The following is a 25,600-nucleotide window of genomic DNA, read 5'->3' on the forward strand; positions in this document are numbered from 1 at the left end:
ACCAACAGCTAATCCAGTATCTGCCTATCCTGCTATTTCTAATGATTGCATTGGGCATATCGGTTTTGTTCGTGTTTCTTCCGATGGGCGTGTCCCGCCTCACCGGAACGCACAACCCCAATGCGGAAAAAAATAGCGAGTATGAATGCGGTTTTCCAGCATTTGAAGATCCGCGCAGCCCGTTCGACATTCGGTTCTACCTGGTCGCAATATCGTTTATTATTTTTGATCTTGAGGCAGCGTTTCTGTTTCCCTGGGCGGTCAGTCTGGAACGAACCGGCTGGCAGGGCTGGATTGGCATGATGGTGTTTCTGGGCATCCTTGCGATTGGACTTGCTTATGAATGGAAGAAAGGGGCGTTGGACTGGGAATGAGTAGCCAGCAGATACCTCTTGCGGCGCAAAGTTCGCCTGTGAACCGCGGTGACATGCCAACAGCGCAATCCACTGCGCAGCCCACCGCTCGGGGCGGCGATGTGCGCAGCCCCGATGCAGAGTATTTTCACGCGCTCCAGACGGAAGTGAATGACAAGGGTTTCCTCGTCACCAGTACCGAGGACCTGTTCAATTGGGCGCGCACCGGTTCGCTGTGGTGGATGACATTTGGTCTTGCCTGCTGCGCGGTGGAAATGATCCACGTGAACATGCCGCGCTATGATATGGAGCGTTTCGGCGTCACCCCGCGCGCCAGCCCGCGCCAGTCTGATGTCATGATTGTGGCGGGTACCTTGTGTAACAAGATGGCCCCCGCGCTGCGTAAAGTGTATGATCAGATGTCTGATCCGAAATATGTAATTTCGATGGGCAGCTGCGCCAATGGCGGCGGCTATTACCACTATAGCTATTCCGTGGTGCGCGGCTGCGACCGGATTGTGCCGGTCGATATCTACATCCCCGGCTGCCCTCCAACGGCAGAGGCGCTGCTGTACGGCGTAATGCAGTTGCAGCGCAAAATCCGCCGCGAAGGGACGATAGAGCGTTAAGATGGCTATCCTTCACTCCGCCCCGAAATTTGCCAGCAATGATGGCCTGATGGAAACGCTTTCCGCTGTGATGGGTGCAAACCTGATCAGCGCCGAAGAGCAGCATTCAGAACTGATTTTCACGATCAAACGCGACGGTATCGAAGATGTTTTGCGCACATTGCGCGACGATCATCAATACCAGCAATTAATGGAGATTGCCGGGGTCGATTATCCGGAACGTGATGAGCGTTTTGAAGTCGTGTATATGCTGCTCTCTGTCACCAAAAACCATCGCTTGATGGTCAAGCTCACAGCGTCCGAAGATACGCCGGTCCCCACCGTTACGACGCTATGGCCCAACGCAGGGTGGCTCGAACGCGAGGTCTTCGACCTGTACGGCGTGCTGTTTGACGGAAACACTGACCTTCGCCGTATTCTGACCGATTACGGTTTTGAAGGGCATCCTTTCCGCAAGGATTTTCCGCTCACAGGATACACGGAACTCCGCTATTCTGAAGAAGACAAGCGCGTTGTATATGAACCGGTCGAGCTTGCTCAAGATTTGCGCCAGTTTGATTTCACCAGCCCGTGGGAAGGTGCGGAATACGTACTGCCCGGTGATGAAAAGGCTGAGGCGGCCGACGTCGACAAGCCAAAAACAACGGAAAGTACAAAGCAAACCGGCGCCGGGCCAAAGGCTGATAAAAAGGCCGCCAAACCTTCAGGAGATGCAAAATGAGCATGCAGCTTGAAGAATCGCCCACTACCGATGGCGACGTGGTATCGAATTACACAATCAATTTCGGACCGCAGCACCCCGCCGCGCACGGCGTCTTGCGGATGGTGATGGAGCTGGATGGCGAGATTATCGAGCGGATTGATCCGCATGTCGGCCTGCTGCATCGCGGCACCGAGAAGCTGATCGAGCACAAGACGTATTTGCAGGCGCTGCCATATTTTGACCGCCTCGATTATTGCTCTCCGCTGTGTCAGGAACATTCCTATGTTCTGGCGATCGAGAAGCTACTTAATCTGGAAGTGCCGGAACGGGCGCAATATTTGCGGGTGTTATTCGCTGAACTGACGCGGATTTCAAACCACATGCTTAATATCGGCGCGCATGTGATGGATGTTGGCGCGATGACGCCAAACCTGTGGGTGTTTGAAATCCGCGAAGATTGCATGAATTTCTTTGAGCGGGCTTCGGGCGCGCGGATGCACTCTGCGTGGTTCCGCCCCGGCGGTGTGCATCAGGATGTGCCGCTGAAATTACTCACCGATATTGGTGACTGGGTTGATAACCGCCTGCCCGAATTGTTCGGTGATGCGATGAGCCTGGTGATCGACAACCGCATTTTCAAACAGCGGAACGTCGATATTGCCCATGTGAGCAAGGAAGATGCGCTCGCTTGGGGATTCTCCGGCCCGCTGATCCGTGCGGCGGGCATCCCGTGGGATATCCGTAAATCGCAGCCTTATGATGTGTATGACCGGATGGATTTTGAAATTCCGGTAGGCACCAATTCGGATTGCTATGACCGGTTTATGGTCCGCGTGCAGGAAGTCTATCAGAGCGCAAAAATCATCAAGCAGTGCATTGCCCAAATGCCCGATGGCCCGATTGCCAGCGATGACCGCAAAGTGGTCCCGCCCAAGCGCGGCGAAATGAAGCAGAGCATGGAAGCACTGATCCACCACTTCAAGCTCTATACAGAGGGTTTTCACGTTCCGGCGGGCGAAGTCTATGTCGCAACCGAAAGCCCAAAGGGCGAGTTTGGCGTCTATCTTGTCGCGGATGGCAGCAACAAACCCTATCGCTGCAAAATCCGCCCGACTGCGTTCAGCCACCTGCAAGCGATGGATTTCATGTCCAAAGGCCACATGTTGCCCGACGCAACAGCGATCCTTGGTGCGATTGATGTGGTGTTCGGGGAGTGTGATCGGTGAGTAGGCGGACAGTTCTTTTTCTTGTCATTGCAGTTCTCGCGGTCATCAACGCGCTGAATGCTTTTGACGTGATAGCTATCGGCAATCTCATTTGGCCACTGGCTATCGGGACAATCGTGGTTTCATTCTTTCTCGTGACGACCCCTCGGGAAGAGGGAAGTCAATCAGAATGATTTTCCGCGAACTTTTCATCTTCATCGCAGCCTTTGCGGCCTTCGCTTCCGCTGTCGCGGCCTATCTGGCTGTCTTCCACGGCGAGGCGGCGCTGAAGGAAATTCTCTCGACGGCTGCTGCTGCCGTTATCGGCCTGTACATTGGCCGCTGTTTGCAAAAGAGGCTCTCGAATGGCTGACCGCCACCTTGCACCCGATACGCCGGAATTGCGCGACCGCTGGAGTTCTTTCGAATGGACGAAAGAGAACAAGGCGGCTGCTGACAAGCATATCGCCAAATATCCAGATGGCCGCGCGAAATCTGCGACTATGCCGCTGCTCGATCTGGCGCAGCGCCAGGTGGGGGCGGAAACCGATACGCAGGGATGGTTGCCGCTTCCGGTGATCGAATATGTCGCCGCCTATATCGATGTGCCGGTTATCCGCGTGCTCGAAGTCGCGACCTTCTATTTCATGTATAACCTTGTGCCGGTGGGTAAATTCCACGTGCAGGTTTGCGGTACTACGCCGTGCATGCTGCGCGGCAGTGATGATATTATCGCCGCCTGCAAGATGCGCGGGATGGAAAAAGGCAAGGTTTCCGAAGACGGTCTGTGGACGCTGACCGAGGTTGAATGCATGGGCAATTGCGCCACCGCGCCGATGGTCCAGATCAATGACGGCAATTACGAAGATTTGACTGTGGACCGGCTCGATGCAGTGCTGGACGCGCTGGCCGCTGGCGAGCAGCCGAAAGAGGGCACGCAGGAGCCGGGCCGTCATACGTCCGAACCATCGGGCGGGCCAACTACGCTGAAAGACATGGTCGATGCCAATCACGATTACCGGAAGGAATGGTGATGGATATTTTCAAAATACGCAATGCTGCACGCATTTCTATGGGGATGGGCTGTCTCGCCGTTTTGGCCGGCGGTGCGCTTATGGCGTTCGGTGTCATCACATTTGGCGATGTTATTATGGTTGGCGGCTTTATCTCTCTGATTGTCGGCGCTGCCGCTCTGTCGCAAACTCCAACGGAGGATAGTGATGTTAGCTGATAAGGACAGGATCTTTACCAACCTGTACGGATTTCAGGACTGGGGCCTGAAAGCGGCGAAAAAGCGCGGTGACTGGGACAAGACCAAGAACCTGATCGCGATGGGCAATGATGCCATTATCGACGAGATGAAGGCATCCGGCCTGCGCGGGCGGGGCGGAGCGGGCTTCCCGACTGGTTTGAAATGGTCATTCATGCCGAAGGAAAGCAAGGATGGCCGCCCGTCTTTCCTGGTCATCAATGCTGATGAATCAGAGCCCGGCAGTTGCAAAGACCGCGAAATTATCCGTCATGATCCGCATAAATTGATCGAAGGCGCATTGGTCGCCGGTTTTGCGATGCGGGCGCGCGCTGCTTACATCTACATTCGCGGCGAATATATCCGCGAAGCCGAAATATTGCAGAAAGCGATTGATGAAGCCTATGCTGCGGGTTTGATTGGGAACGACGCCTGCAAATCCGGCTATGATTTTGACGTATTCATGCACCGCGGTGCGGGCGCCTATATTTGCGGTGAAGAAACCGCCATGATCGAAAGTCTTGAAGGCAAAAAAGGCCAGCCACGTCTGAAACCGCCATTCCCTGCGGGGGCGGGTCTGTATGGTTGCCCGACCACTGTAAACAACGTCGAAAGCATTGCCGTTGTGCCGACGATCTTGCGGCGCGGCGCGGCGTGGTTCAGCAGCTTCGGGGCTGAGGGCAATCACGGGACCAAGCTGTTCCAGATCAGCGGCCATGTGGAAAAGCCGTGCGTTGTCGAGGAGGAAATGAGCATTTCCTTCCGCGATCTGATTGAAACCCATTGCGGCGGTATTCGCGGCGGGTGGGATAATCTGCTGGCGGTAATTCCCGGCGGCTCGTCAGTGCCTCTGGTGCCAGCCGAGCAGATTATGGATTGCCCGATGGATTTTGACGGTTTGAAAGCGGTTGGATCGGGCCTCGGCACGGCAGCAGTCATCGTTATGGACAAGAGCACCGACATCGTTCGCGCGATCAGCCGGATTAGCTATTTCTACAAGCATGAAAGCTGCGGCCAATGTACCCCGTGCCGCGAGGGCACAGGCTGGATGTGGCGCATGATGGAGCGGCTGCGCACCGGCGATGCCGCGATCGAAGAAATCGACATGCTGCACCAGGTGACCAAGCAAGTTGAGGGCCATACCATCTGCGCGCTGGGCGATGCGGCGGCTTGGCCAATCCAGGGCCTGATAAAGCACTTCCGCCCTGAACTGGAGCGGCGGATACATGAGCATAATGCGCAATTCGCGGAGGCAGCGGAGTGAGCAAAACTGTAATCCTTTACGTGGTGGTAACTGTCCAATTGGCGTTGGGCCTTTTCATCTTGATTGATGCATTTCCGATGTTTGAACAGGGGCTGATTTCACCGCTTAGTTACGTAGTGCGTGGATTTGTCCCGCTCGTGTTAGCTGCGACATTTATATTTTTAGCTCGTCAAGCGCGCGCTAAGGAAGGTTCGGGCGATGCCTAAAGTCACCGTAGACGGACAGGAAATTGAAGTCCCCAGCGGCGCGACTGTGCTTCAGGCGTGCGAGCTGGCGGGGAAGGAAATCCCGCGTTTCTGCTATCACGAGCGCCTCAGCATCGCGGGCAATTGCCGCATGTGTCTGGTCGAAGTGAAGCCGGGGCCGCCCAAGCCTCAGGCCTCGTGCGCGCTACCTGCTGCCGAAGGTCAGGAAATCCGCACGGACAGCGAAATGGTCAAAACCGCGCGCGAAGGCGTAATGGAATTTTTGTTGATAAATCATCCGCTTGATTGCCCGATCTGCGATCAGGGCGGCGAGTGTGATCTGCAAGACCAGTCGGTCGCTTATGGACGCGGCGCATCACGCTACGATGCGAATAAGCGCGCTGTGACCGAGAAATATATGGGTCCGCTGATCAAAACGGTGATGACCCGCTGCATCCATTGCACTCGCTGCGTGCGGTTCTCGGAAGAGATCGCCGGGGTCGATGAAATCGGCGCTCTGTATCGCGGCGAGGATATGCAGATCACGACCTATCTAGAGCAGGCGGCGGCGCATGAGCTCTCCGCCAATGTGATCGATTTGTGCCCGGTTGGCGCGCTGACATCGCGCCCTTACGCCTTCGAAGCACGCCCGTGGGAACTGAAAAAAACGCTCAGCATCGATGTGTCTGACGCGGTCGGCGCGAATATCCGGCTCGACAGCCGTGGCCGCGAAGTCATGCGCGCGCTGCCCCGCATCAATGACGATGTGAATGAGGAATGGCTGAGCGACAAAGCCCGTTACCAGGTGGACGGCCTGACCAAACGCCGCCTCGACAAAGTATTCATGAGAAAGCGCGGCAAGCTGACCGAGGCAAGCTGGGACGAAGCGTTCAAAGCCATCGCCAAGGCCAAGCCCGGCAAGAGTATTGCGGCGGTCGCTGGCGATATGGTCGATTGCGAAACGATGTTTGCGGCCAAGGCGCTGCTCGGCGCGATGGGCAGCACGCTGCTCGAAGGGCGGCAGACCGGCATGGATTATGACGTGTCCAGCCTCGCAGCGGTAAATTTCAACAGCACGCTGGCGGGGATCGAAACCGCTGATGCGATCCTGGTCGTGGGCAGCCATGTCCGCTGGGAAGCGGCGTTGGTCAATGCGCGCATCCGCAAGGCTGTGAAGAATGGCGCGAAAGTGTTTATCCTCGGTCCTGAATGGGACACGACCTATCCCGCTACCTTCCTCGGAAATGATCTTGCGGTCCTAAACCGGATTCCGAAAGAGCTAGGCGATGCGATGAAAGCGGCAGACCGTCCGGCGGTTATTTTGGGCGGGGCGGCTCTGGCGAAGGGTGCATTGGCGCCTGCGCTGAAACTGGCCGATAAATTCAGGCTGGTGAAAGACGGTTGGAACGGTTTTAACGTGCTGCATTTCTCCGCTGCACGGATGGGCGGTTTGATGCTCGGCTATGCGCAGAAAAACGGCATGGCCGATATTGCGAGGGCACAGCCAAAAGTCGTCCTGTCGCTCGGCGCGGATGAAATGGATTTTGAGCCATTCGCGGACAGTCTGAAAGTCTATATCGGCCACCACGGCGACAAAGGCGCGCATGCGGCGGACATTATTCTGCCAGCGGCATCCTATGCCGAAAAAGACGGCACTTACGTCAACACCGAAGGCCGCGTGCAATTTGCCGAGAAAGCCGTGTTCGCGCCGGGTGATGCGCGTGAGGATTGGACGATCCTGCGCGCGCTGGCCGATGCGCTGGACGTGACTGTGGGCTTCGACAGCTTCGTGCAGTTGCAAGCCGCGATGATAAAAGCTGTTCCGGCATTGGGCGAGGAGGGCTTGGCTGATTATGGTCTGCTTCCCAAAGGTGATGCGAAAGCCAAGGCAGAAGGCACGATCGGCGCCTATCCAATTAAGGATTTCTATCTGACCAATCCGATCGCCCGGGCGAGCGCAACCATGCAACATTGTTCGCAGGAGCTGCTCCACGGTGATGAAATGCTGGAGGCGGCGGAATGACCGAATTCTTCCTTTCCTTCGGCATGTCTTATGAATTGGCATGGTTCACTGCGACTATCGCGGGTATTTTGCTGATCGCGTTACCGCTCATGCTGGCGGTTGCAATGGTGATCTATGTTGACCGTAAAGTTCTGGGTGCGGTGATGATGCGGCGCGGGCCGAATGTGGTCGGGCCGTTTGGTCTGCTGCAGAGTTTTGCCGATGGCTTGAAAGTGTTCCTGCAGGAAACGATCATCCCCTCTGCGTCCAACAAAGTGCTGTTTCTGCTCGCGCCGATTATCACATTTACGGTGGCGCTGGCGGCGTGGGCCGTGATCCCGTTCAATTCTGGCGCGGTGCTGGCGGACATCAATGTCGGCTTGCTCTATGTTCTCGCGATCAGTTCGCTTGGGGTGTACGGCGTGGTGATTGCGGGTTGGGCGTCCAACTCCAAATATCCGTTCTTTTCCGCGATGCGCGCCGCCGCGCAGATGATCTCCTATGAAGTCTCGATCGGCTTCATACTGGTGTGCGTGGTGCTGTGGGCGGGATCATTCAATATGAACGACATTATCGAGGCGCAGCGCGGCCACGGTTTGGGCTTCGTCAACGGGTTCTATTTCAACCCGCTGATGTTCCCGTTATTCGTGATGTTCCTGATATCTGCGATGGCAGAAACCGCGCGCGCGCCGTTCGATTTGACCGAGGCGGAATCTGAACTCGTTGCCGGATATCAGACTGAATACAGTTCCATGAGTTTCGCGCTGTTCTGGCTTGGCGAGTATGCGAACATCCTGTTGATGTGCGCGCTGTGCGCGATCCTGTTTTTCGGTGGGTGGTTGCCGCCGGTCGAGTGGGAGCCGCTCTATATGGTGCCCGGCTGGATCTGGTTCCTTAGCAAGACATTCTTCTTCTTTTTGATCTTCAGCTGGACGTGGGCAACCGTGCCCCGGTACCGCTATGACCAATTGATGCGCCTGGGTTGGAAAGTGTTCCTGCCAATGAGCCTGATGTTTGTATTCCTGATTTCAGGGTATCTGATGCTGACGAGGTACGGTTGATGAGCACTCTTACACACCTGATTAAATCCTTCACCCTGTGGGAAATCGTCAAGGCACATATGCTGACCTTGAGATATTTCTTCCGGCCTAAGGTCACGATCAATTATCCGCATGAGAAAAACCCGCTTAGCCCGCGTTTTCGCGGTGAGCACGCTCTGCGGCGCTACCCCAACGGGGAAGAACGCTGCATCGCGTGCAAGCTGTGCGAGGCGGTGTGTCCGGCGCAGGCAATCACCATTGAAAGCGAGCCGCGCGATGATGGCAGCCGCCGGACCACGCGATACGACATCGATATGACCAAATGCATTTATTGCGGGTTCTGCCAGGAGGCCTGCCCGGTGGATGCCGTGGTCGAGGGGCCGAATTTTGAGTACGCGACCGAAACGCGTGAAGAATTGCTCTATGATAAAGCCAAATTGCTGGCAAACGGGGACAAGTGGGAGCGGGCCATTGCCGCTAACCTTGAAGCCGATGCGCCGTATCGTTAAGGGCCGCCGCGTGATGGGGGCCAGTCAATGATCCAAGCTTTAGCATTCTATATGTTCGCCGTGCTGGTGGTGGCAGCTGGTACGCTGACGATCCTGTCGCGTAATCCGGTCCACTCTGTGCTGTGGCTGATCGTCGCTTTCTTTAATGCGGCCGGTCTGATGGTGCTGCTGGGCGCAGAATTTGTCGCGATGCTGCTGGTGATTGTCTATGTCGGCGCGGTTGCGGTGCTGTTTCTGTTCGTGGTGATGATGCTCGATATTGATTTTGCCGAAATGCGCGCAGGCTTCATCAAAAATTTCCCCCTTGGGATCGCCATTGCGCTGGTCTTGCTGGCGGAGTTGGTGCTGGGCATCGGCGCCTATCAGGCGGGCGGGTTGGAACTGGGTGCGGCTAGCGGCGGCAACGCCGCGCTCGTTGGCGAAAGCAATATCACCAGCCTCGGCGCGTTGCTGTATGGTAAGTATATCTTCCTGTTTGAGGCCGCCGGTATCATTCTGCTGGTTGCGATGATTGGCGCGATCGTGCTGACCCATCGGCAGCGGCCAGAGGGGGCACGCGGACATCAGGATATCGGCAAGCAAAACCGCCGCCGTCCCCAGGATGCGACTGATTTGGTGAAGCCCGAAATTGGCAAGGGAGTTGCCCTGTGATTGGCGTTGAACATTACATCGTCGTCAGTGCAATTTTGTTTGTGCTCGGCGTATTGGGTATTTTTCTTAACCGGAAAAATGTGATCGTCATTCTGATGGCGATTGAGCTTATTCTGTTGGCGGTAAACATCAATCTGGTCGCATTCAGCGCCTTTCTAGGCGATTTGACCGGACAGGTATTCGCTATGCTGGTTCTGACAGTGGCGGCAGGCGAGGCGGCGATCGGGTTGGCCATTCTGGTAATCTATTTCCGTGGACGCGGCACAATTGCTGTGGACGATGTCAACCGGATGAAGGGATAGACGCCGGTGCAAACTTCCATTTTGCTGATTGTTTTCCTGCCTTTGCTGGCGGCCATTATTGGCGGACTGGGCAATAAGGCGCTGGGCAATACGCCGGTCAAGCTGCTGACTACGGGCGCTTTGTTTGTGTCCTGTGCGCTGAGCTGGCCGATCTTTTACGGCTTCCTGACCAGCGCCATGACCGCCGATGTCGTGCCCGTTTTGCAGTGGGTACAATCAGGCGATCTCAGTTTCGATTGGGAATTGCGGGTCGATACGCTGACAGCGGTGATGCTGGTGGTGATCACCACCGTTTCCGCGCTCGTTCATTTATATAGCTGGGGTTATATGGAGGAAGACCCGGATCAACCGCGCTTCTTTGCCTATCTCAGCCTGTTCACTTTTGCGATGCTGATGCTGGTGACAGCGGATAATCTGGTTCAGATGTTCTTCGGTTGGGAAGGGGTAGGCCTCGCGTCCTATCTGCTGATCGGTTTCTGGTTCAAAAAACCTAGCGCGAACAAGGCTGCGATTAAGGCATTTGTGGTCAACCGCGTGGGCGATCTGGGTTTCATGCTTGGTATTTTCGGGACATTTCTGGTGTTCGGGACCACCTCGATTCCAGAGATACTCGAAGCAGCACCGGCGATGAGCGGGTCTAGCATCGGGTTTCTTGGATACCGTCTCTATACGATGGATATTCTGTGTATCCTGCTGTTTATCGGCGCGATGGGCAAGTCGGCGCAGCTTGGTCTGCACACATGGCTGCCCGATGCGATGGAAGGGCCGACACCCGTCTCCGCCCTCATTCATGCGGCGACAATGGTGACCGCTGGGGTGTTTATGGTGTGCCGCCTGTCACCCATGTTCGAAACCGCGCCTTACGCGCTGGCCGTGGTGACATTTATCGGCGCTGCGACATGTTTCTTTGCCGCGACCATTGGCACCACACAGTGGGATATCAAGCGGGTAATCGCATACTCCACCTGTTCACAGCTGGGGTATATGTTCTTCGCCGCCGGGGTCGGTGCCTATGGCGCGGCAATGTTCCACTTGTTCACGCATGCTTTCTTCAAGGCGCTGCTCTTTCTTGGAGCGGGTTCGGTCATTCACGCGATGCATCACGAACAGGATATGCGCTATTATGGCGGTCTGCGTAAGAAAATCCCAATCACTTTTTACGCTATGCTGGCTGGCACATTGGCGATTACCGGTGTCGGCATATTGGGCGTCTTTGGCTTTGCCGGTTTCTATTCCAAGGATGCCATTTTGGAAGCGGCATTTGCGCGCGGCACCGATTTGTCGATGTTCGCGTTCTGGATGGGTGCATTTGCGGCCTTGCTGACCAGCTTCTATAGCTGGCGCCTGATGTTCCTGACTTTCTGGGGCAAGCCGCGCTGGATCGAGAGCGAGCATATCCAGCACAGCGTTCACAAAACGCCCGAACAGGCTGGAGAGGATACGACCGGCGGCTACAGCCCGCATGAGAGCCCGATCCCGATGCTGATCCCATTGGGTGTGCTGACACTCGGCGCGATTTTTGCAGGGTTTGTGTTTAAATATCCGTTTATCGACGGATCGAGCGTGATGGTCGATCCCAACGGGTTCTGGGGCGCGTCGATTTATTTCAACGAGAATCTTATTCATGCGCTCCATGCTGTTCCGCTATGGGTGAAACTGACAGCGACCGTGGTAATGGCGCTTGGGTTTGCTGGCGCGTGGTTTGCTTACATCAAGGACACGTCGATCCCTGGCAAGTTTGTCGAACAATTTCAGTATCTGCATCAATTCGTGTTCAACAAATGGTATTTCGACGAGTTGTATAACGCGATTTTTATCAAGCCTGCATTTTGGCTTGGCCGCAAATTCTGGATCATCGGCGATCAGGGCATTATTGACCGGTTCGGCCCTAACGGGGCTGCGTGGATTGTTTCGAAAGGCGCGGTTGCCGCGAAGAAAGTCCAGTCGGGATATTTGTATAGCTACGCGCTGATTATGTTGCTTGGTCTGGTCGCGGCAATCACTTGGATTTTGTTCTGATGGATGGTTTCCCGATCCTTTCGATCATGCTGGCGGTACCTTTGGTGGCTGCGGTTGCGTGCCTGTTTCTCGATGAAAATGGCGCGCGGTGGACCGCGTTGGGCGCCGCGCTGATCAATCTGGGGCTGGGTATAGCTCTATGGACAAGCTATGACATTGGCGGCCCGCAGTGGCAATTTACCGAACGCGCCGATCTGTTCGCCGGATTTAGCTATGCGCTGGGAATCGATGGCATCGCGCTGATGCTGATCGTGCTGTCCGTATTCCTGATGCCCGCCTGTATCCTGGCAAGCTGGGATGCGATCCAGAAGCGTGTTGGCGAATATATGGCCGCCTTCCTGATCATGGAATTGCTGATGATCGGGGTGTTTGCCGCGCAGGACATGTTCCTGTTCTACATCTTCTTCGAAGCTGGTCTGATCCCGATGTATCTGATCATCGGAATCTGGGGCGGGGATAACCGGATTTACGCAAGTTACAAATTCTTCCTCTACACGCTGCTTGGCTCGGTCCTGATGCTGATTGCGATGCTGTGGATGGTCAATGAAGCGGGCACTGCTGACATCCCGACATTGATGCAATTTGATTTTCCGCCTGCCGCACAAACGTGGTTGTGGCTTGCCTTCTTTGCCAGCTTCGCAGTGAAAATGCCGATGTGGCCGGTGCATACGTGGTTGCCCGATGCGCACGTTCAGGCGCCAACTGCGGGTTCAGTTATTCTGGCGGGAGTTCTGCTGAAAATGGGCGGCTATGGTTTTATCCGCTTCAGCCTGCCGATGTTCCCCGAAGCATCGGCGCAGTTCGTCTGGTTGGTGTTTGGCCTGTCAATGGTAGCGGTGGTGGTCACTAGCCTGATCGCGCTGGTTCAGAACGATATGAAAAAGCTCATCGCTTATAGCTCGGTTGCTCACATGGCTATTGTGACAGCGGGTCTGTTTGCATTTAATGTGCAGGGACTGGAAGGCGCAATGATCATGATGCTGAGCCATGGCCTGGTTTCGGGCGCGCTGTTCCTGTGTGTAGGCATTATTTACGACCAGCTGCACACGCGCGAGATTGACCGTTACGGCGGTCTTTCAATCAATATGCCAAAATATGCGATTTTTTTCCTGCTGTTCACAATGGCCAGCATCGGGTTGCCCGGTACGAGTGGGTTTGTGGCGGAATTCCTCAGCTTGGCCGGAGTATACAAGGTGTCAAGCTTGGCGACATTCGTTCTGACGACCGGCATTATTCTTGGTGCCGGTTATATGCTCTATCTCTATTGGCGCGTGGCATTTGGCATTCAGAAAAATTCCGACGCGGCGGCTATGCGCGACCTCAATGCGCGTGAATGGCTGATGCTCGGCCCCATAGCGGCGGCAGTTTTGTGGATGGGTGTTTATCCGGAGAGCTTCCTTGCACCGATGCGGTCAGACATTGCTGCGCTTGATGCGCGGCTTGCTCGCGCCGCTCCGGCTGGTGATGCCCAGCTGACGGCTGGCAGCCCGCGTGAGAGGGCTGCCAATGCTATGCCAGCGCAGGATCATGGCGGTGATCATGCCGGTAGTCATAGCGGCGGGAATGATGGCAACCCCGGTTCGGCGAATAGCGCGGAGGGAGCGCAATAATGGATATTCTGCATTCCCTCTCGCTCTCCTCGCCTGAAATCATGCTGACAGCCAGTGGGCTGGCCTTGCTGATGGTTTGCGCGTTTGTCGGGGATCGGTCAGCGCGGATGGTGACCATCCTGGCGGCCATCGCCATGTTCGGCGCGGCGGCTATCGCCGCAAATTTCCTGCTCAATCCGGCCTTCGAATTGGGCGGTGATGCCTGGAGCGGTATTTACCGCATGGATGCGTTCGGAAGTTTCACAAAAATACTCATCTATCTTGGTGCGATAGGCTGTCTGATTATCACGCCAAAATTTTTTGATGCGACAGGTGAATATCGGCCCGAATATCCAGTATTGATACTTTTCAGCGCGGTGGGGATGGGTCTGATGGTTTCAGCCGTCGACCTCATGACGCTCTACATGGGGCTGGAACTGACCAGCCTGGCCTCCTACGTCCTAGCAAGTTTCACGCGCAGTGATGACCGATCGGCCGAGGCCGGACTTAAATATTTTGTCCTTGGCGCACTGGCGTCGGGCATTTTGCTCTACGGTATGAGCCTGGTTTACGGCTTCACCGGTGCGACCAGCTACCTCGGTATCCGGGCGGCTTTGGAAGGCACCGACGGAATTTCTACAGGCGCCTTGTTTGGCATTGTGTTCGTGCTTGCCGGTATGGCGTTCAAGATTGCCGCTGTGCCGTTTCATATGTGGACGCCCGATGTGTATGAGGGCGCACCCACGCCGGTAACCGCATTCTTCGCAACCGCACCAAAAGTGGCCGCAATCGCGATAATGGTGCGTATCGCGCTCGATCCCTTTGGCGGCCAGAGCGATGCCTGGCAGCAGATTGTTATTTTCGCCGCATTGGCATCGATTGTGGTCGGCGCATTAGGCGCGATCGGCCAAGATAATATCAAACGGGTTTTGGCCTATAGCTCAATCAACAATGTGGGATTTATTCTGATCGGCCTTGCCGCCGCGACGGAAGCTGGGACATCCGCCGTGCTGGTCTATCTGACGATCTATGTCGCCATGTCGCTGGGCAGCTTCGTGGTGGTCATGATGATGCGTAATGCAGATGGCAGGCAAGTCGAAAATATCGCTGATATTGCAGGCCTTTCACGTAGCGAGCCGCTTCTCGCTCTTTGCATGGCGATGATGATGCTCAGCCTTGCGGGTATTCCGCCGCTATTTGGTTTCTGGGGCAAGTTCGTCGTGTTTCAGGCCGCGGTGGAGGCGGACATGATTATCCTTGCGGCACTCGGCATCGCAGCCAGCGTCATCGGCGCGTTCTACTACCTCAAGATCGTGAAAATCATGTATTTTGATGAGCCTGCCGGTGTAGTGGAACCCTCGCAAGATCGTGCCCGTTGGGGCGTTTTGCTGGTGACTTCTGTAATCGTCTCCCCGCTGGGATATTTGCTGACGGTGTGGCTGGGTACTTTAACCGATCGCGCGGCATCTTCTTTATTCTTCATCGTTTGATCTGGCGCAGTCCGGGGCCGACCGGGTGATCGAGTATATTGCCGAGACCCGATCGACCAATGCCGATCTGATCGGGCGGGTGCGGGCGAGTGAGCCGTTGCCTGAAGGCCATTGGCTGGTCGCAGATCGCCAAGTTGCCGGGCGTGGGCGGCAGGGCCGTCAGTGGTTCGATGGCACCGGCAATTTCATGGGCTCAACCCTGGTTCGCTTGGGAGCATGTGATCCGCCAGCAGCAACTTTGGCGTTGCTCACTGGTCTGGCCGTGTATGAATTATGTGCGCTTCTGTGTCCCGCCGATGTTAAGCTATCGCTAAAATGGCCTAATGATGTGATGGTTGAGCGGGCCAAACTCTCGGGTATTTTGCTGGAGACTGTAGGGGACACAGTGGTGGTGGGAATCGGTGTAAATCTGGTCCAAGCGCCCGCCCTGCCGGACCGTACAACTGCCGCGCTGGCTGATTGTGGCGTTGCGCCTGATCGCGGCCAATTTGCCGAGGCACTGGCAGATCGATTAGCAAGAGAGCTGGAGCGTTGGCGCACATATGGCGCTGAGGCGATATTGCGGAGGTGGTCTGCAGCGGCCCATCCTGTCGGCACGCCGCTGTCGGTCCATGACGCGAATGCCCGCCCGCAATCAGGTAAATTTGATGGATTGGCGCAAGATGGTTCTTTATTGCTACGCTTTGCGGATGGTTCCACTCGTGCCATCCACGCAGGCGATATACTGCTCGATTGAAGGACACTGATAATGCTGCTGGTTGCCGATGTCGGAAATACCAACGTCGTATTCGCGCTGTTTGATCCCGGATTGAAGGCAGGGCACGTCGGCGCAGCCAAAACGCGTTGGCGTATCGCCACCGATCCGCGCCGTACGGGCGATGAATATGCCGTTTGGCTGCTGCAATTGATGCAGATCGAAGGCTATTCAAGAGAGGATGTGACGCAGATTATATTTGGATCGGTCGTGCCGCGCGCAGACCATAATCTGACAGTTCTGGCGCAGAAATACTTTGGTATTACGCCATTAATTGCAGGGAAGGGGGGCGCCGAATGGGGGTTCGAGATTGACGTCGATACGCCGAATTCGCTTGGCGCGGACCGCGCACTCAACTGTGTTGCAGCGCATGCCAACTATGATGGTGATCTGATTGTTGTCGACTTTGGAACCGCAACAAAGTTTGAGGCACTCGATTTTAACGGGACGTATAAAGGCGGCATTATCGCGCCTGGCATCAATCTGTCGCTTGATGCACTGGTCGGTAAAACCGCGAAATTACCACGCATAGCCATCCGCGCGCCCGAAACGAAAAGCGTGATCGGGCGTAATACAGAGGACCAGATGCTCATCGGTGTTTTCTGGGGCTATGTTGCGATGATGGAGGGCCTGATACAAAAGATGCGCGATGAAATCGGGCGCCCGTCGCGGGTTGTTGCCACAGGCGGGCTGGCAATCCTGTTTGATGATAATACCGAGATTTTCGACGTCGTAGACAATGATCTGACTATTCAAGGCCTTGCCATTTTGGCGAGCCGTGCGCCCAGGAAAGGCAGCAACCAATCGTGAAAAAGAACTTCCGGCCCGAAAATGAACTGCTGTTTCTCGCCCTAGGCGGATCGGGAGAGATTGGCATGAATGTCAATCTGTACGGGTGCGACGGCAAATGGTTGATGGTCGATCTGGGGATGACGTTCTCTGGCAATGAATATCCCGGTGTCGATCTGGTCTTTGCCGATCTGGAATTTATCGAAGAGCGCGCCAAGGATTTGACCGGCATCGTCCTCACCCATGCGCATGAGGATCATATCGGCGCGGTCCCCTATTTCGCGGCCGATCTGGATGTCCCGCTTTACGCGACACCGTTCACAGCCGAGCTGGTAAAGCGCAAATTGCAGGAGGCTGGCCTGTTTGGCCAAGTCAAGCTGCATATCATTGATGATTTTGAGCAGTTTCAAGTGGGCCCGTTCGGCATCCGGTACATCCCGCTCGCGCACTCTATCGCGGAAGGCAATGCGCTGATGCTCGAGACACCGTATGGCCAGGTTTTCCATACAGGCGACTGGAAGCTGGATGAAGACCCCATTATCGGTGAACCAACCACTGAAGAAGAGCTCACTGAGATGGGCGATGACGGGATACTAGCCTTGGTGTGCGATTCGACCAATGTCTTCAATCCTAAGCCTAGCGGATCCGAAGGGGCAGTCTATCAGGGTCTGCTCGATGAAGTCTCCAGACATGACGGGAAGCGGGTTCTGGTCACGACATTTGCATCCAATGTTGCCCGCCTGCAAACTCTGGGTGATATCGCGAAGGAAACCGGGCGCAGGATCTGCGTTGCGGGAAGGTCTCTCGACCGGATCATTGAAGTTTCGCAGGCCAATGGCTATCTGACCGACTTTCCAAGCCCGGTCGATTTCGATACGGCGATGCGATTGCCGCGCGGTGAGATCATGATTGTCGCGACCGGCGGACAGGGGGAGCCTCGCGCGGCCCTGTCCCGTGTGGCGGATGGCAATCACCCGATCGAACTGGTGCGCGGTGATGTGGTGCTATTTTCCAGTCGGCAAATACCGGGGAATGAAATTCCGATCGGCAAGATACAGAACAAACTCGCCGATCGCGGAATCGAGATGGTCACCGACCGGCAGAGCATGATCCATGTTTCCGGCCACCCCGGACGTCCCGAGCTGGAAGCTCTCTATGGATGGTTGCGGCCAGAGATACTGATCCCCGTCCACGGCGAAATCCGCCATATGCGCGAGCAGGTGCGGGTTGGACAGGCCGCCGGTATTGCGCATAATATTTTCCAGAAGAACGGCGATATCGTCAGGCTGGCACCTGGTAAACCTGCAAAACTGGCCGAGGTACATTCGGGACGGCTGGTTTTGGATGGTGATCTGATTGTGCCTGCGGACGGCGATTCTGTGGTCATGCGCCGCCGCCTCGCGCATAACGGTCTGGTGATTGTGGCGCTCAGCCCGTCATTACAGCCAACTATCGAGGCCTACGGATTGCCGCTGGACGAGGATTATGACGATTATCTGGCCGAGGCGAAAGCTGACATTGTCAAGGCGATCAAGGGTATAAAAGGCAGCGCGCGCAAGGATATGGGGCAAATCTTGGAAGCGGCACGTTTATCCGCACGCCGCGCCACCGTGCGCTGGAGCGGGAAAAAACCGCAGGTTAAAGTCCTGATGATCGGGGATTAAAGCAGTGGGCATTACATCAGTAATCGCAATCTATGCGCTCGTCTGGGTGATGACCGCGTTTGTTTCTCTCCCCTTCGGGATCAAAACGCATGACGAGGCAGGCATTCCCAAAGTGCCCGGTCAGGCCGACAGTGCGCCAGCAAACTTCCGACCGGGCAAATTGATGGTGCGCGCCACGCTGATTGCAGCGGTCCTCACCAGTCTATACGTGATGAATTTTCATTATGGCTGGATCGGCGTAGATGCGCTGAATGTCTTTGGGGAACCGCCAGCAACAGATGCCAATTATTCGCGTAGCCGCTGAATAGCTTGCGCAAGCGCGACATAAAGTTTTCCCATATCCGAACTCAGCAGCGTTACACCCAGGGCGTTGCCATCGCGCGTTGATAACATCGAGCGCAACATTGATTCAAAATCGTGGATGTAACGGCTCACATTCTCGCGAAATTCCAGGTCCTCATCATAAATTTCTGCAATGTCGCGCGCTTCGGTATTATCGATCAGGCGTACCGCCCGGCGGGTGAATATACCGCGATCGCCGCGCAGATATGATGCCCAGGCAATATCGGTCACTTCCGTGTCAAGCGCCTTGGACAGATCGATCGCGTTTGAATTGAGGCTTTCTGTAATGAGGGCCATCCGGCGGGCAAAATCATTGCCTACCTGTTCTTCCGCCTGCTCACGCGCATAGGCGACGCGCGTTTCCAGATTGCCGGCAAGCTCGTTCACCTTGGACAATTGATCGCGCAACTGGATCGCGGTGTCGCGGCCCGAATTGGCAGCATGGCGGGATGCCTCCTCCAGACGTGCTATCGATTCCTTCGCGCTTTCATTTAGCGTCCGGTCCAGCACTTCGCCCGTTTCCTTGCCGACATTGGCAGCCAGCGACAGAACGCTTTCGCGGACGCCCATTTCGATAGTCGCGGGTGCGTTGCGCGCGGCCTCCTCAAGTGCGGTGATGGCATCACGTAGCTGTTCCTGCGCTTTCCTGGACAGCAGGTCACTCTGCTCGTTCAATCCAGCCAGTCCGGCGGTTAATTCAGAAATGGTTTCGGCGGTCAGTGCGTTTGCCGTATCGATCTTGCCCCGCATGGCATCAACCTCTGCAATCGATGCTTGGACAGTCTGGCTGGTTTGCAGGACATAGGATGACACGTCCTGACTTTTCGTCTCCGCATCGCTGACGATGGACCGCAAATCAGCCGCCTGATCGCGTACTTGGGTCAGCCGCGCTTCGGCAGTCGACAGGGCTTCGGGCAAATTGTTTTCGCTATGCTGTACACTCGCTTGAATGAGCTCGAGCAGACGCACAGTTGCTTCAGTCAGCTCCGAAACGGCAATGTCAGTGGCGGCGAGCGTGTCCTTGCTGATCGCCAGTCTGTCTTCAAGTGCATCAGCGTTCGTGGAAAGAGAGACCGTTGCAGCATCGCTGATCGCAGCAATGTCTTCAATCGAGTGTTTCAAACTGGCCATTCGCGCGGCCACTGCTTCGCTGCGATCAGACAAAATATCGGCTTGGCTGAATTGCGCTTCGCGGCGGGTTTCCAAAACCTCATCAAGCTCTGCCAGCTGCTGAGTGAACTTGGCGAGGGCCTGTTCCTCACTGGCGGCCAGTTCTGCTCTGCGATCGGTCAGCTGCTTGGCCAGCCGTGCATCGCGCTCTGCCAGATTGGCGTCAATAGCCTGCGCCTCGTCGCGCAGTGCAAACAGCTTTGTATTGGCCGCCTCCAGTGCTTTCTTGTCGATCCGTTCGACCTCGGCGATTGCACTGGTCAATTGCTGCTTCAGCGTGGCAATGCGCTCTTGCCACAGGGCCAGAGCCTTCGTTTCACCATCCTGCACGGCTAGCGACACCGTACCAGCCTCCTCTCTGATGGCGGAGAGCCGCGCACGCAGGGAACGCAGTGCTTCTTCTTCCTCAGTCTCAAGTGCGCTGCGCGATGCAGCGAATTCTTCAGCCAGCGCACCGGCCCGGCGCCGCATCGCTGCCAATGTGTCGACTTCGCGGCAATCCAGTTCGGTGCGGTATGTTTCGCTGGCTTCCCGCAATGCTGCAAAACGGCTTTCGGTCACGTCCTCCATATGGGCCGTGCGCTGTTCAAATTCGGCCAGCAATTCGTCGATCTTCAGGCGAATTGCCTCCACCTGTGCTTCGTTGGTCTTGCCCAGCGAGCCAAGCTGCTCACAGCCAAGTGTCAACGCGCCGATCTGTTCGTTGGCAGCCTGGCCAGCGGTGCCGATTTGGTTGGACACATCGCGGGCTGAATTGGCGATAACCGGCAGGTCATCGCGCAGGCGGTCCATATTTTCCAACGCCTTGGTGCTCACGTCGGCAATTGAATCGATTTGATCCGCATTCAATGCGACCAGCGATTGCAGACGCTCTGCATGCTGGGACAGACGTTCGCTGGCGACACGCCCGACAGAATCGAGTTCGCGCGATTGGGAACTGAGAAACTCGCGCGCAAGGCTGAGCTCACGGTTCACGGTAGTCAGCCTGCTTTCTAGCAGTGCTGACTCGTGCGATAGGGTGTTGGCAATAGCCCCGAATTTTTTCGCCTCCGACCGGCTATTGCGCACTGCCAACAACCAAACTGAAACGATCAGCAATACCGGAACGGACCAGGCAATAATCCAGCCGCTCCATTGCTGCGGCGTACCGCCTTGAAGAATATCGGACTGATGAGCCCAGCCATAAAATATGGTCCATCCAGCCGCTGCCGAAATTGCCAATATTGGCGCTATCCACCCGCGGCTGCGCGGTGCAGTATCCTCATAGTCCCACGCTTCGTCAAACTCGTCTTCCAAGGCGAGCGGCGCATCCACCTCCTCTGAAGTGGCTGCAAAATGCGCGTCCTGCGCGTCCTCTGGGCCAACGGCCCTGATTTTGGTTCCCCCGGTCATACCGTCAAACTAGCAGTTTTCTACGCAGGATAAACCCCGCTTTAACCTTGCCTAGGCTAAATCGTCGAGGATGGTATATGAAAATGGCTCTTTCGATGCGACTTTGGCTGCCGCTGCGGGTGATGATCCTGCGCTGCTGGCCGAACTTCGCGGCGCTTTTAGTGAAAGTATAGCCAGGCAGATCGATTTGCTCAAACGGTCTCGCTGTGATGCCAACTGGTTGATGGCCGCCCAACGGCTGAAAGGCGTGGCGGCAAGCTTTCACGCTCAGCCATTGATTACGTTGGCGAATGACGCCATCGAGACTGTGCCGGGTGATCCGGCAGTCATTCGCCGCATCGAACGTTTCTATGCGGACTTTTGCGCTGTGTAATTTTGATAGTGGCCAGCCGCTTGGCAGGCAGAACTTGACCCACTAGCAAGGCGGTTTCCAGTGAGGCTATATACCAAGCCTTCATATCGGGAGCGTGCGTGTGCTGGTCGCCTTATTATCGTCTCAACAAAGCATCTCTGGCGACTTTCCCGGAGAGATTTCGATACCGTGCAGTGCAGTTCGTATCGGCGGACGAACCGTTCTGTCGCGACAAGTCGATTTTGCGCTGAGTGCAGGGTGTGAACGGATCATCTGCCTGACCCAAGGCCTGACACCTGAATTGCTAGAGGCTCAGCATGTTGCCGAGAAAGCAGGCGCCGTTTTTCATTCAATGCGGACAGCAATTAATCTATCCGGGCTTGTCAGCATGGCAGATGACGTATTGGTTATTGCTGACGGACTGGTCTTTGATGCAGCCGCAGGCGCCGCGTGTATTGGTCCGCACCGCACCGTGTTGACGCTTCCCGCCGATAATGCGGTCAGCTTGGGTTTTGAGCGCGTTGATCAGGATCGCGCGTGGGCCGGGTTAATGGTAATCGCTGGGGCATTGGTGGAAAAACTCGTCGAACTGCCAGATGATGTGGATCCGCAGTCCAGTTTGCTCCGGTTGGCTTTGCAAAACGGCACGCGCTGCGCCGCATTGCCCGCAAAGATAGTGGCACAGCAGCATTGGGCAATAATTAGGTCGGCTGATGCTGCAAGGGCGTATGAGCATCAATGGCTTGCAGAACATGGACGTGTTGCGCCGCTTGCCGCCCCGGTAAATCTGTTTGCTGATAGAGCAGCACTGATGACCGTGCGCAAGCATCCCAAAGCAGGTCTTGCGGCTCTATCGGGCTATCTGATCAGTATGCTATCGGCGGGGGCCGGCGCGCTGTCGGCCTTTTTCGGATATATCACGCTCGGGCTTGGATTGGTGTTTATCGCAGCATTTTCAGCCCGCTTTGCAGGTTCTCTGGCCCATGCACTGAGGCAAAAGACGCGCGGTGCGCAGGCGGTATCTGGCATAATTCGAGCCGTGATTATCGATATCACGATCATATTTCTATGTGCTGCCGCTGTTCCGGAAGCTGACCAGATTGGCGCCGGTTTTGCCGCGCTTATGCTAATCGGGTTGCTGCATATGGTGCAGTTTACAGCCGGGGGGGACCGGTGGCAGATGGTGCAGGCTGCCGCTGACGATCGCGCGGTGCTGGTCGCTTGTCTATTTGCGGCCAGCCTCTCGGGTCTTTTGCTGCCCATCTTGCAAGCGATAACGCTTCTATTCCTCATGTTGCTGATGTTGCAGAAGTATGATGCACGGCTAACGCCCGCTTAACCAAGGCGAGGTAAGAGGGGCGAATGAGCGATTTTGCCAGCCAAGAGAATATGCAGCTCCCCATCGAGGATGTTCTGCGCGCTGAACTGGCGCAGGGCGATATCGTATTGGGCACGGTCGCGCCAATCTTGGGTCACTTGGTCACCAATACCGCAAACTCGCTATTCAACGATCACATAGTTGCACAAATCAGGGGTATGGCGACAAGTGTTGCCCGTCAGTTGCTATCCGCAGAAGCTGTTGCGGCTGAAGAGACCGATCCATTGACATTTATTGCTGCGCGGCAGGAACGTCTTGCGACCGACCTGCTGGCTGACAGCGCGTTTCTCTCGCATTGCCACGCTCTGACGATCGAGATGCAACTGGCTGTCCGGCTGGAACGACGCAGCGCCATCGATCCTGTGCTGTCACCATTATTACAGGCGCTCATTTCCTCCGATGATGCCGATACTGCGAGTGCCGCTATGGCGGCGCTCACAGCCCAGGCACGCTTCGTGCAGCAGCATAAGCGTATGGAGCTGTCGATCAATGATGTGCCTGGCGACCAGTTCCACGCTGCATTGCTGGCATGGCGCAATCACGCAAGGGAGGGTGCCGAAACGGCGACCGAAAAGGCCGAAGCACAATTGCGATCAGCCTATGACGAAGCTTCAAGCCGCCTGGGTCTGTTGTCACGGCTGGTTTCGGGCATGGGAAACGGATCATTGGCAGCCTTATCCTTAAGCCATGCAGGTGTGGCGATTTTCTTGTCAGCGTTGGCAAAGAACGCGGGGCAGGACCGCAATCTGACCGCACTGGGCACCAATGACCGGCAGGTGGGCCGCCTGGCGCTGACATTGCGCGCAGCGGGCCTTACGCACGATCAAGTAGAAGAGCAGTTCGTTTACCTGCATCCTGATGTTGTATTGCCACAGGGATTTGACATGCTGCGCACCGATCGTGCGGCGGAAATCCTGGCGGAATCCGCCACGCGGACGGTGGGCTAGATATGGGCGCTTTGTCAGGATCCTTCATTGCCCGGGCACAAACCGATGCCGACAACAACCTGGTACAGGCGCAGGAGCCATTAGCCACCTTGCAGGTACAGTGCGGCGGCACAATGCCCGGCGTGATTGCGATACCAGAGCTGCACGCATTGGTGGCCAAAGCGCAGGCTGCGCAACTGCGGCTCGCGCGCACAGTCACAGCGTATAATGGTGAGGAAATCATCACCGCTTGGGTGGAGGCGGCGCCAAGCGGGAAGAATGACGGATGTTGCTTTATTGGTGTTGTCAACTGGCAGGCAGAGGCCGTACCGGCAGATACCGATGCAGCGCAACTGGCGCGCAAGCAGGACATTGATCAATCCGCTGCCGAATTAACGCTAAGGCTTGATGCCAAGCAGTGCATTCTCAGTGTGGAGAGCGAGGCACGCGATTTGGCCGATATAACGGCGCGAATGCGTCAATCACGCGGCAAGCCGTGGACTGATCTGGTTACTTTGCCTGGTAGTACCCACACACAGCCGCTGCATTGGCGTTTGCTTGATGGTGCAGAATGCACAGTCGAAGGGTCCGACCGCGTCTGGAGCGTAAGCCTGGTTCCGCTTGGCCAACCCGAACCGGGTAGTCGCGGCTTTGATCTTTATCTGGTTGCCGATCGTCCGCTGGTTGACCGGCGCAAGACGAGCAAAACCGTTGAGCCAGCCACGATGCACTCGATCGGGCGTGATCTCTCGCCCGTATTGCGCCAGCCGATTGCCAGAATCATTGCCAACGCGGAAACAATCCGCGCGAAAATGGCGGGGCCGCTTGCGGAAGAGTACAGCAATTATGCAGCTGACATTGCCGCTGCTGGCCAACATCTTATGGGGCTGATTGAGGACCTGTCCGATCTGGAAGTGGTCGAATCGGAAAGCTTCGTGACTGCCCCCGATCAAATTGATCTGGTGGATGTTGCGCGGCGCGCGGTCGGAATACTTGCGGTGCGGGCCCAAGAAAAAGATATCGAACTGCGCGCTCCGGATGCTGACCAGAAAGCGCCTGCAACGGCCGAGTTTCGCCGGGTATTGCAAATTCTGTTGAATATCATGACCAATGCGATCCGATATTCACCAGATGGATCGCCGGTGGACATCGTGGCGGTTCCAACACGTTTTGGCGCACGCATTATGATTAGCGATCAGGGACCGGGTCTAAGCGCGGAGCAACAGGCGGTCATTTTCGAGAAGTTTGAACGTCTAGGGCGCAGCGGCGATGGCGGGTCGGGCCTGGGTTTGTATATTTCACGCCGGATTGCCCGGGCAATGGGCGGAGATCTGACAGTAGAAAGCGCGCCCGATGAAGGCGCGCGCTTCATACTGGACTTGCCAGCCTCCCGTTAGTGCCCATCCATACGGATCACATGCTAGGCAACCGGCCTTCGGACAAACGCCCGGGCCTCTGTGACGTTGCAGAAAATCACCGGCGTTGCTGTATTTTTTGCATGAACATTCAGCGCGAACAGAGCCGAAAAGCGAAAGATTTACCCGAAAATACAGATTTGGTCGAGGATGCACTACCTGCGGCCAAACAGCTCTCAAACGCCGACCCTCAAAACAGAATTTTCGATGTCATGATCTGATCGTAAA

The 25,600-nt window shown here is 56.0% G+C and carries 27 protein-coding genes; 26 read left to right on the forward strand and 1 reads right to left on the reverse strand.

Annotation, left to right across the window (positions count from 1 at the left end; genetic code table 11):
- Positions 1 to 41 precede the first annotated feature (41 nt).
- The 21 genes from ndhC (at position 42) to WA922_RS10375 (ending at position 18,701) form a co-directional block, all read left to right on the forward strand.
- On the forward strand, positions 42 to 374 hold the full coding sequence (gene ndhC / locus WA922_RS10275; RefSeq protein WP_424771608.1) for an NADH-quinone oxidoreductase subunit A: 333 nt from the start codon (positions 42 to 44) through the stop codon (positions 372 to 374).
- A gap of 53 nt (positions 375 to 427) precedes the next feature.
- Positions 428 to 982, forward strand: a complete 555-nt coding sequence (locus WA922_RS10280) for a NuoB/complex I 20 kDa subunit family protein (protein ID WP_424771784.1) — start codon at positions 428 to 430, stop codon at positions 980 to 982.
- 1 nt (position 983) lies between these two features.
- The gene (locus WA922_RS10285) at positions 984 to 1,703 is read left to right on the forward strand and encodes an NADH-quinone oxidoreductase subunit C (protein WP_424771609.1); all 720 of its coding nucleotides are present in this window, start codon (positions 984 to 986) and stop codon (positions 1,701 to 1,703) included.
- Positions 1,700 to 2,911: an NADH-quinone oxidoreductase subunit D gene (locus tag WA922_RS10290; protein ID WP_424771610.1), complete on the forward strand. Its 1,212-nt coding sequence runs from the start codon at positions 1,700 to 1,702 to the stop codon at positions 2,909 to 2,911. Before WA922_RS10285 ends, WA922_RS10290 begins: the two co-directional genes overlap by 4 nt.
- A 169-nt stretch (positions 2,912 to 3,080) precedes the next feature.
- Positions 3,081 to 3,263 (forward strand): hypothetical protein, encoded by a 183-nt coding sequence (locus WA922_RS10295; RefSeq protein ID WP_424771611.1) that lies wholly within the window; start codon positions 3,081 to 3,083, stop codon positions 3,261 to 3,263.
- Entirely contained in the window at positions 3,256 to 3,924 is a 669-nt protein-coding gene (gene nuoE / locus WA922_RS10300; protein WP_424771612.1) for an NADH-quinone oxidoreductase subunit NuoE, read from the forward strand. Before WA922_RS10295 ends, nuoE begins: the two co-directional genes overlap by 8 nt.
- The gene (locus tag WA922_RS10305; RefSeq protein ID WP_424771613.1) at positions 3,924 to 4,121 is read left to right on the forward strand and encodes a hypothetical protein; all 198 of its coding nucleotides are present in this window, start codon (positions 3,924 to 3,926) and stop codon (positions 4,119 to 4,121) included. The genes nuoE and WA922_RS10305 overlap by 1 nt, the downstream gene beginning before the upstream one ends.
- A complete protein-coding gene (gene nuoF / locus WA922_RS10310; RefSeq protein ID WP_424771614.1) occupies positions 4,111 to 5,403 on the forward strand; it encodes an NADH-quinone oxidoreductase subunit NuoF in 1,293 nt (430 codons plus the stop codon). Before WA922_RS10305 ends, nuoF begins: the two co-directional genes overlap by 11 nt.
- Positions 5,400 to 5,609: a hypothetical protein gene (locus WA922_RS10315; protein WP_424771615.1), complete on the forward strand. Its 210-nt coding sequence runs from the start codon at positions 5,400 to 5,402 to the stop codon at positions 5,607 to 5,609. Before nuoF ends, WA922_RS10315 begins: the two co-directional genes overlap by 4 nt.
- Entirely contained in the window at positions 5,602 to 7,611 is a 2,010-nt protein-coding gene (gene nuoG / locus WA922_RS10320; RefSeq protein ID WP_424771616.1) for an NADH-quinone oxidoreductase subunit NuoG, read from the forward strand. The genes WA922_RS10315 and nuoG overlap by 8 nt, the downstream gene beginning before the upstream one ends.
- Positions 7,608 to 8,651: an NADH-quinone oxidoreductase subunit NuoH gene (gene nuoH / locus WA922_RS10325; RefSeq protein WP_424771617.1), complete on the forward strand. Its 1,044-nt coding sequence runs from the start codon at positions 7,608 to 7,610 to the stop codon at positions 8,649 to 8,651. Before nuoG ends, nuoH begins: the two co-directional genes overlap by 4 nt.
- A complete protein-coding gene (gene nuoI / locus WA922_RS10330) occupies positions 8,651 to 9,139 on the forward strand; it encodes an NADH-quinone oxidoreductase subunit NuoI (RefSeq protein WP_424771618.1) in 489 nt (162 codons plus the stop codon). Before nuoH ends, nuoI begins: the two co-directional genes overlap by 1 nt.
- Positions 9,140 to 9,166: 27 nt before the next feature.
- On the forward strand, positions 9,167 to 9,790 hold the full coding sequence (locus WA922_RS10335; RefSeq protein WP_424771619.1) for an NADH-quinone oxidoreductase subunit J: 624 nt from the start codon (positions 9,167 to 9,169) through the stop codon (positions 9,788 to 9,790).
- Positions 9,787 to 10,092 (forward strand): NADH-quinone oxidoreductase subunit NuoK, encoded by a 306-nt coding sequence (gene nuoK / locus WA922_RS10340; RefSeq protein ID WP_424771620.1) that lies wholly within the window; start codon positions 9,787 to 9,789, stop codon positions 10,090 to 10,092. Before WA922_RS10335 ends, nuoK begins: the two co-directional genes overlap by 4 nt.
- Before the next feature lie 6 nt (positions 10,093 to 10,098).
- Positions 10,099 to 12,111: an NADH-quinone oxidoreductase subunit L gene (nuoL, locus tag WA922_RS10345; RefSeq protein ID WP_424771621.1), complete on the forward strand. Its 2,013-nt coding sequence runs from the start codon at positions 10,099 to 10,101 to the stop codon at positions 12,109 to 12,111.
- The gene (locus tag WA922_RS10350; protein WP_424771622.1) at positions 12,111 to 13,721 is read left to right on the forward strand and encodes an NADH-quinone oxidoreductase subunit M; all 1,611 of its coding nucleotides are present in this window, start codon (positions 12,111 to 12,113) and stop codon (positions 13,719 to 13,721) included. The genes nuoL and WA922_RS10350 overlap by 1 nt, the downstream gene beginning before the upstream one ends.
- On the forward strand, positions 13,721 to 15,190 hold the full coding sequence (nuoN, locus tag WA922_RS10355; protein WP_424771623.1) for an NADH-quinone oxidoreductase subunit NuoN: 1,470 nt from the start codon (positions 13,721 to 13,723) through the stop codon (positions 15,188 to 15,190). The genes WA922_RS10350 and nuoN overlap by 1 nt, the downstream gene beginning before the upstream one ends.
- Before the next feature lie 25 nt (positions 15,191 to 15,215).
- Positions 15,216 to 15,926, forward strand: a complete 711-nt coding sequence (locus tag WA922_RS10360) for a biotin--[acetyl-CoA-carboxylase] ligase (RefSeq protein WP_424771624.1) — start codon at positions 15,216 to 15,218, stop codon at positions 15,924 to 15,926.
- A 12-nt stretch (positions 15,927 to 15,938) separates the two neighbouring features.
- Complete coding sequence (locus WA922_RS10365) at positions 15,939 to 16,754, forward strand: type III pantothenate kinase (protein WP_424771625.1); 816 nt, start codon at positions 15,939 to 15,941, stop codon at positions 16,752 to 16,754.
- Positions 16,751 to 18,397 carry a ribonuclease J gene (locus tag WA922_RS10370; RefSeq protein ID WP_424771626.1) on the forward strand — a complete coding sequence of 549 codons (1,647 nt, stop codon included), beginning with the start codon at positions 16,751 to 16,753 and terminating at the stop codon, positions 18,395 to 18,397. The genes WA922_RS10365 and WA922_RS10370 overlap by 4 nt, the downstream gene beginning before the upstream one ends.
- 4 nt (positions 18,398 to 18,401) lie before the next feature.
- The gene (locus WA922_RS10375) at positions 18,402 to 18,701 is read left to right on the forward strand and encodes a DUF1467 family protein (RefSeq protein WP_424771627.1); all 300 of its coding nucleotides are present in this window, start codon (positions 18,402 to 18,404) and stop codon (positions 18,699 to 18,701) included.
- On the opposite strand, the gene WA922_RS10380 is transcribed toward WA922_RS10375, so the two are convergent.
- Entirely contained in the window at positions 18,683 to 21,301 is a 2,619-nt protein-coding gene (locus tag WA922_RS10380) for an ATPase (protein WP_424771628.1), read from the reverse strand. The genes WA922_RS10375 and WA922_RS10380 overlap by 19 nt on opposite strands.
- A gap of 70 nt (positions 21,302 to 21,371) precedes the next feature.
- Here WA922_RS10380 and WA922_RS10385 point away from each other — a divergent pair, with 70 nt between their 5' ends.
- The 5 genes from WA922_RS10385 to WA922_RS10405 all read left to right on the forward strand — a co-directional run bounded on the left by WA922_RS10385 (position 21,372) and on the right by WA922_RS10405 (position 25,593).
- Positions 21,372 to 21,674 carry an Hpt domain-containing protein gene (locus tag WA922_RS10385; protein WP_424771629.1) on the forward strand — a complete coding sequence of 101 codons (303 nt, stop codon included), beginning with the start codon at positions 21,372 to 21,374 and terminating at the stop codon, positions 21,672 to 21,674.
- Between the two features lie 94 nt (positions 21,675 to 21,768).
- Positions 21,769 to 22,992 (forward strand): hypothetical protein, encoded by a 1,224-nt coding sequence (locus WA922_RS10390; protein WP_424771630.1) that lies wholly within the window; start codon positions 21,769 to 21,771, stop codon positions 22,990 to 22,992.
- Between the two features lie 23 nt (positions 22,993 to 23,015).
- Positions 23,016 to 23,978 (forward strand): hypothetical protein, encoded by a 963-nt coding sequence (locus WA922_RS10395; RefSeq protein ID WP_424771631.1) that lies wholly within the window; start codon positions 23,016 to 23,018, stop codon positions 23,976 to 23,978.
- A gap of 2 nt (positions 23,979 to 23,980) precedes the next feature.
- On the forward strand, positions 23,981 to 25,354 hold the full coding sequence (locus tag WA922_RS10400; protein ID WP_424771632.1) for a sensor histidine kinase: 1,374 nt from the start codon (positions 23,981 to 23,983) through the stop codon (positions 25,352 to 25,354).
- A gap of 101 nt (positions 25,355 to 25,455) precedes the next feature.
- Positions 25,456 to 25,593 carry a hypothetical protein gene (locus tag WA922_RS10405; protein ID WP_424771633.1) on the forward strand — a complete coding sequence of 46 codons (138 nt, stop codon included), beginning with the start codon at positions 25,456 to 25,458 and terminating at the stop codon, positions 25,591 to 25,593.
- Positions 25,594 to 25,600: the final 7 nt, after the last annotated feature.

Origin of the sequence: Pontixanthobacter sp. (assembly GCF_049682855.1) — a bacterium.
In the GTDB taxonomy this organism is placed as follows: Bacteria; Pseudomonadota; Alphaproteobacteria; order Sphingomonadales; family Sphingomonadaceae; genus Pontixanthobacter.

Coding starts and splice junctions, on each gene's coding strand:
- WA922_RS10285 (WP_424771609.1), top strand. CDS start 984: ATGGCTATCCTTCACTCCGCCCCGAAATTTGCCAGCAATGATGGCCTG.
- nuoG (WP_424771616.1), top strand. CDS start 5,602: ATGCCTAAAGTCACCGTAGACGGACAGGAAATTGAAGTCCCCAGCGGC.
- ndhC (WP_424771608.1), top strand. CDS start 42: ATGATTGCATTGGGCATATCGGTTTTGTTCGTGTTTCTTCCGATGGGC.
- WA922_RS10385 (WP_424771629.1), top strand. CDS start 21,372: ATGGTATATGAAAATGGCTCTTTCGATGCGACTTTGGCTGCCGCTGCG.
- WA922_RS10380 (WP_424771628.1), bottom strand. CDS start 21,301: ATGACCGGGGGAACCAAAATCAGGGCCGTTGGCCCAGAGGACGCGCAG.
- WA922_RS10335 (WP_424771619.1), top strand. CDS start 9,167: ATGATCCAAGCTTTAGCATTCTATATGTTCGCCGTGCTGGTGGTGGCA.
- WA922_RS10305 (WP_424771613.1), top strand. CDS start 3,924: ATGGATATTTTCAAAATACGCAATGCTGCACGCATTTCTATGGGGATG.
- nuoI (WP_424771618.1), top strand. CDS start 8,651: ATGAGCACTCTTACACACCTGATTAAATCCTTCACCCTGTGGGAAATC.
- WA922_RS10290 (WP_424771610.1), top strand. CDS start 1,700: ATGAGCATGCAGCTTGAAGAATCGCCCACTACCGATGGCGACGTGGTA.
- WA922_RS10295 (WP_424771611.1), top strand. CDS start 3,081: ATGATTTTCCGCGAACTTTTCATCTTCATCGCAGCCTTTGCGGCCTTC.
- WA922_RS10395 (WP_424771631.1), top strand. CDS start 23,016: ATGAGCGATTTTGCCAGCCAAGAGAATATGCAGCTCCCCATCGAGGAT.
- nuoN (WP_424771623.1), top strand. CDS start 13,721: ATGGATATTCTGCATTCCCTCTCGCTCTCCTCGCCTGAAATCATGCTG.
- WA922_RS10350 (WP_424771622.1), top strand. CDS start 12,111: ATGGATGGTTTCCCGATCCTTTCGATCATGCTGGCGGTACCTTTGGTG.
- nuoF (WP_424771614.1), top strand. CDS start 4,111: ATGTTAGCTGATAAGGACAGGATCTTTACCAACCTGTACGGATTTCAG.
- WA922_RS10365 (WP_424771625.1), top strand. CDS start 15,939: ATGCTGCTGGTTGCCGATGTCGGAAATACCAACGTCGTATTCGCGCTG.
- WA922_RS10400 (WP_424771632.1), top strand. CDS start 23,981: ATGGGCGCTTTGTCAGGATCCTTCATTGCCCGGGCACAAACCGATGCC.
- WA922_RS10280 (WP_424771784.1), top strand. CDS start 428: ATGCCAACAGCGCAATCCACTGCGCAGCCCACCGCTCGGGGCGGCGAT.
- nuoE (WP_424771612.1), top strand. CDS start 3,256: ATGGCTGACCGCCACCTTGCACCCGATACGCCGGAATTGCGCGACCGC.
- nuoH (WP_424771617.1), top strand. CDS start 7,608: ATGACCGAATTCTTCCTTTCCTTCGGCATGTCTTATGAATTGGCATGG.
- WA922_RS10405 (WP_424771633.1), top strand. CDS start 25,456: ATGAACATTCAGCGCGAACAGAGCCGAAAAGCGAAAGATTTACCCGAA.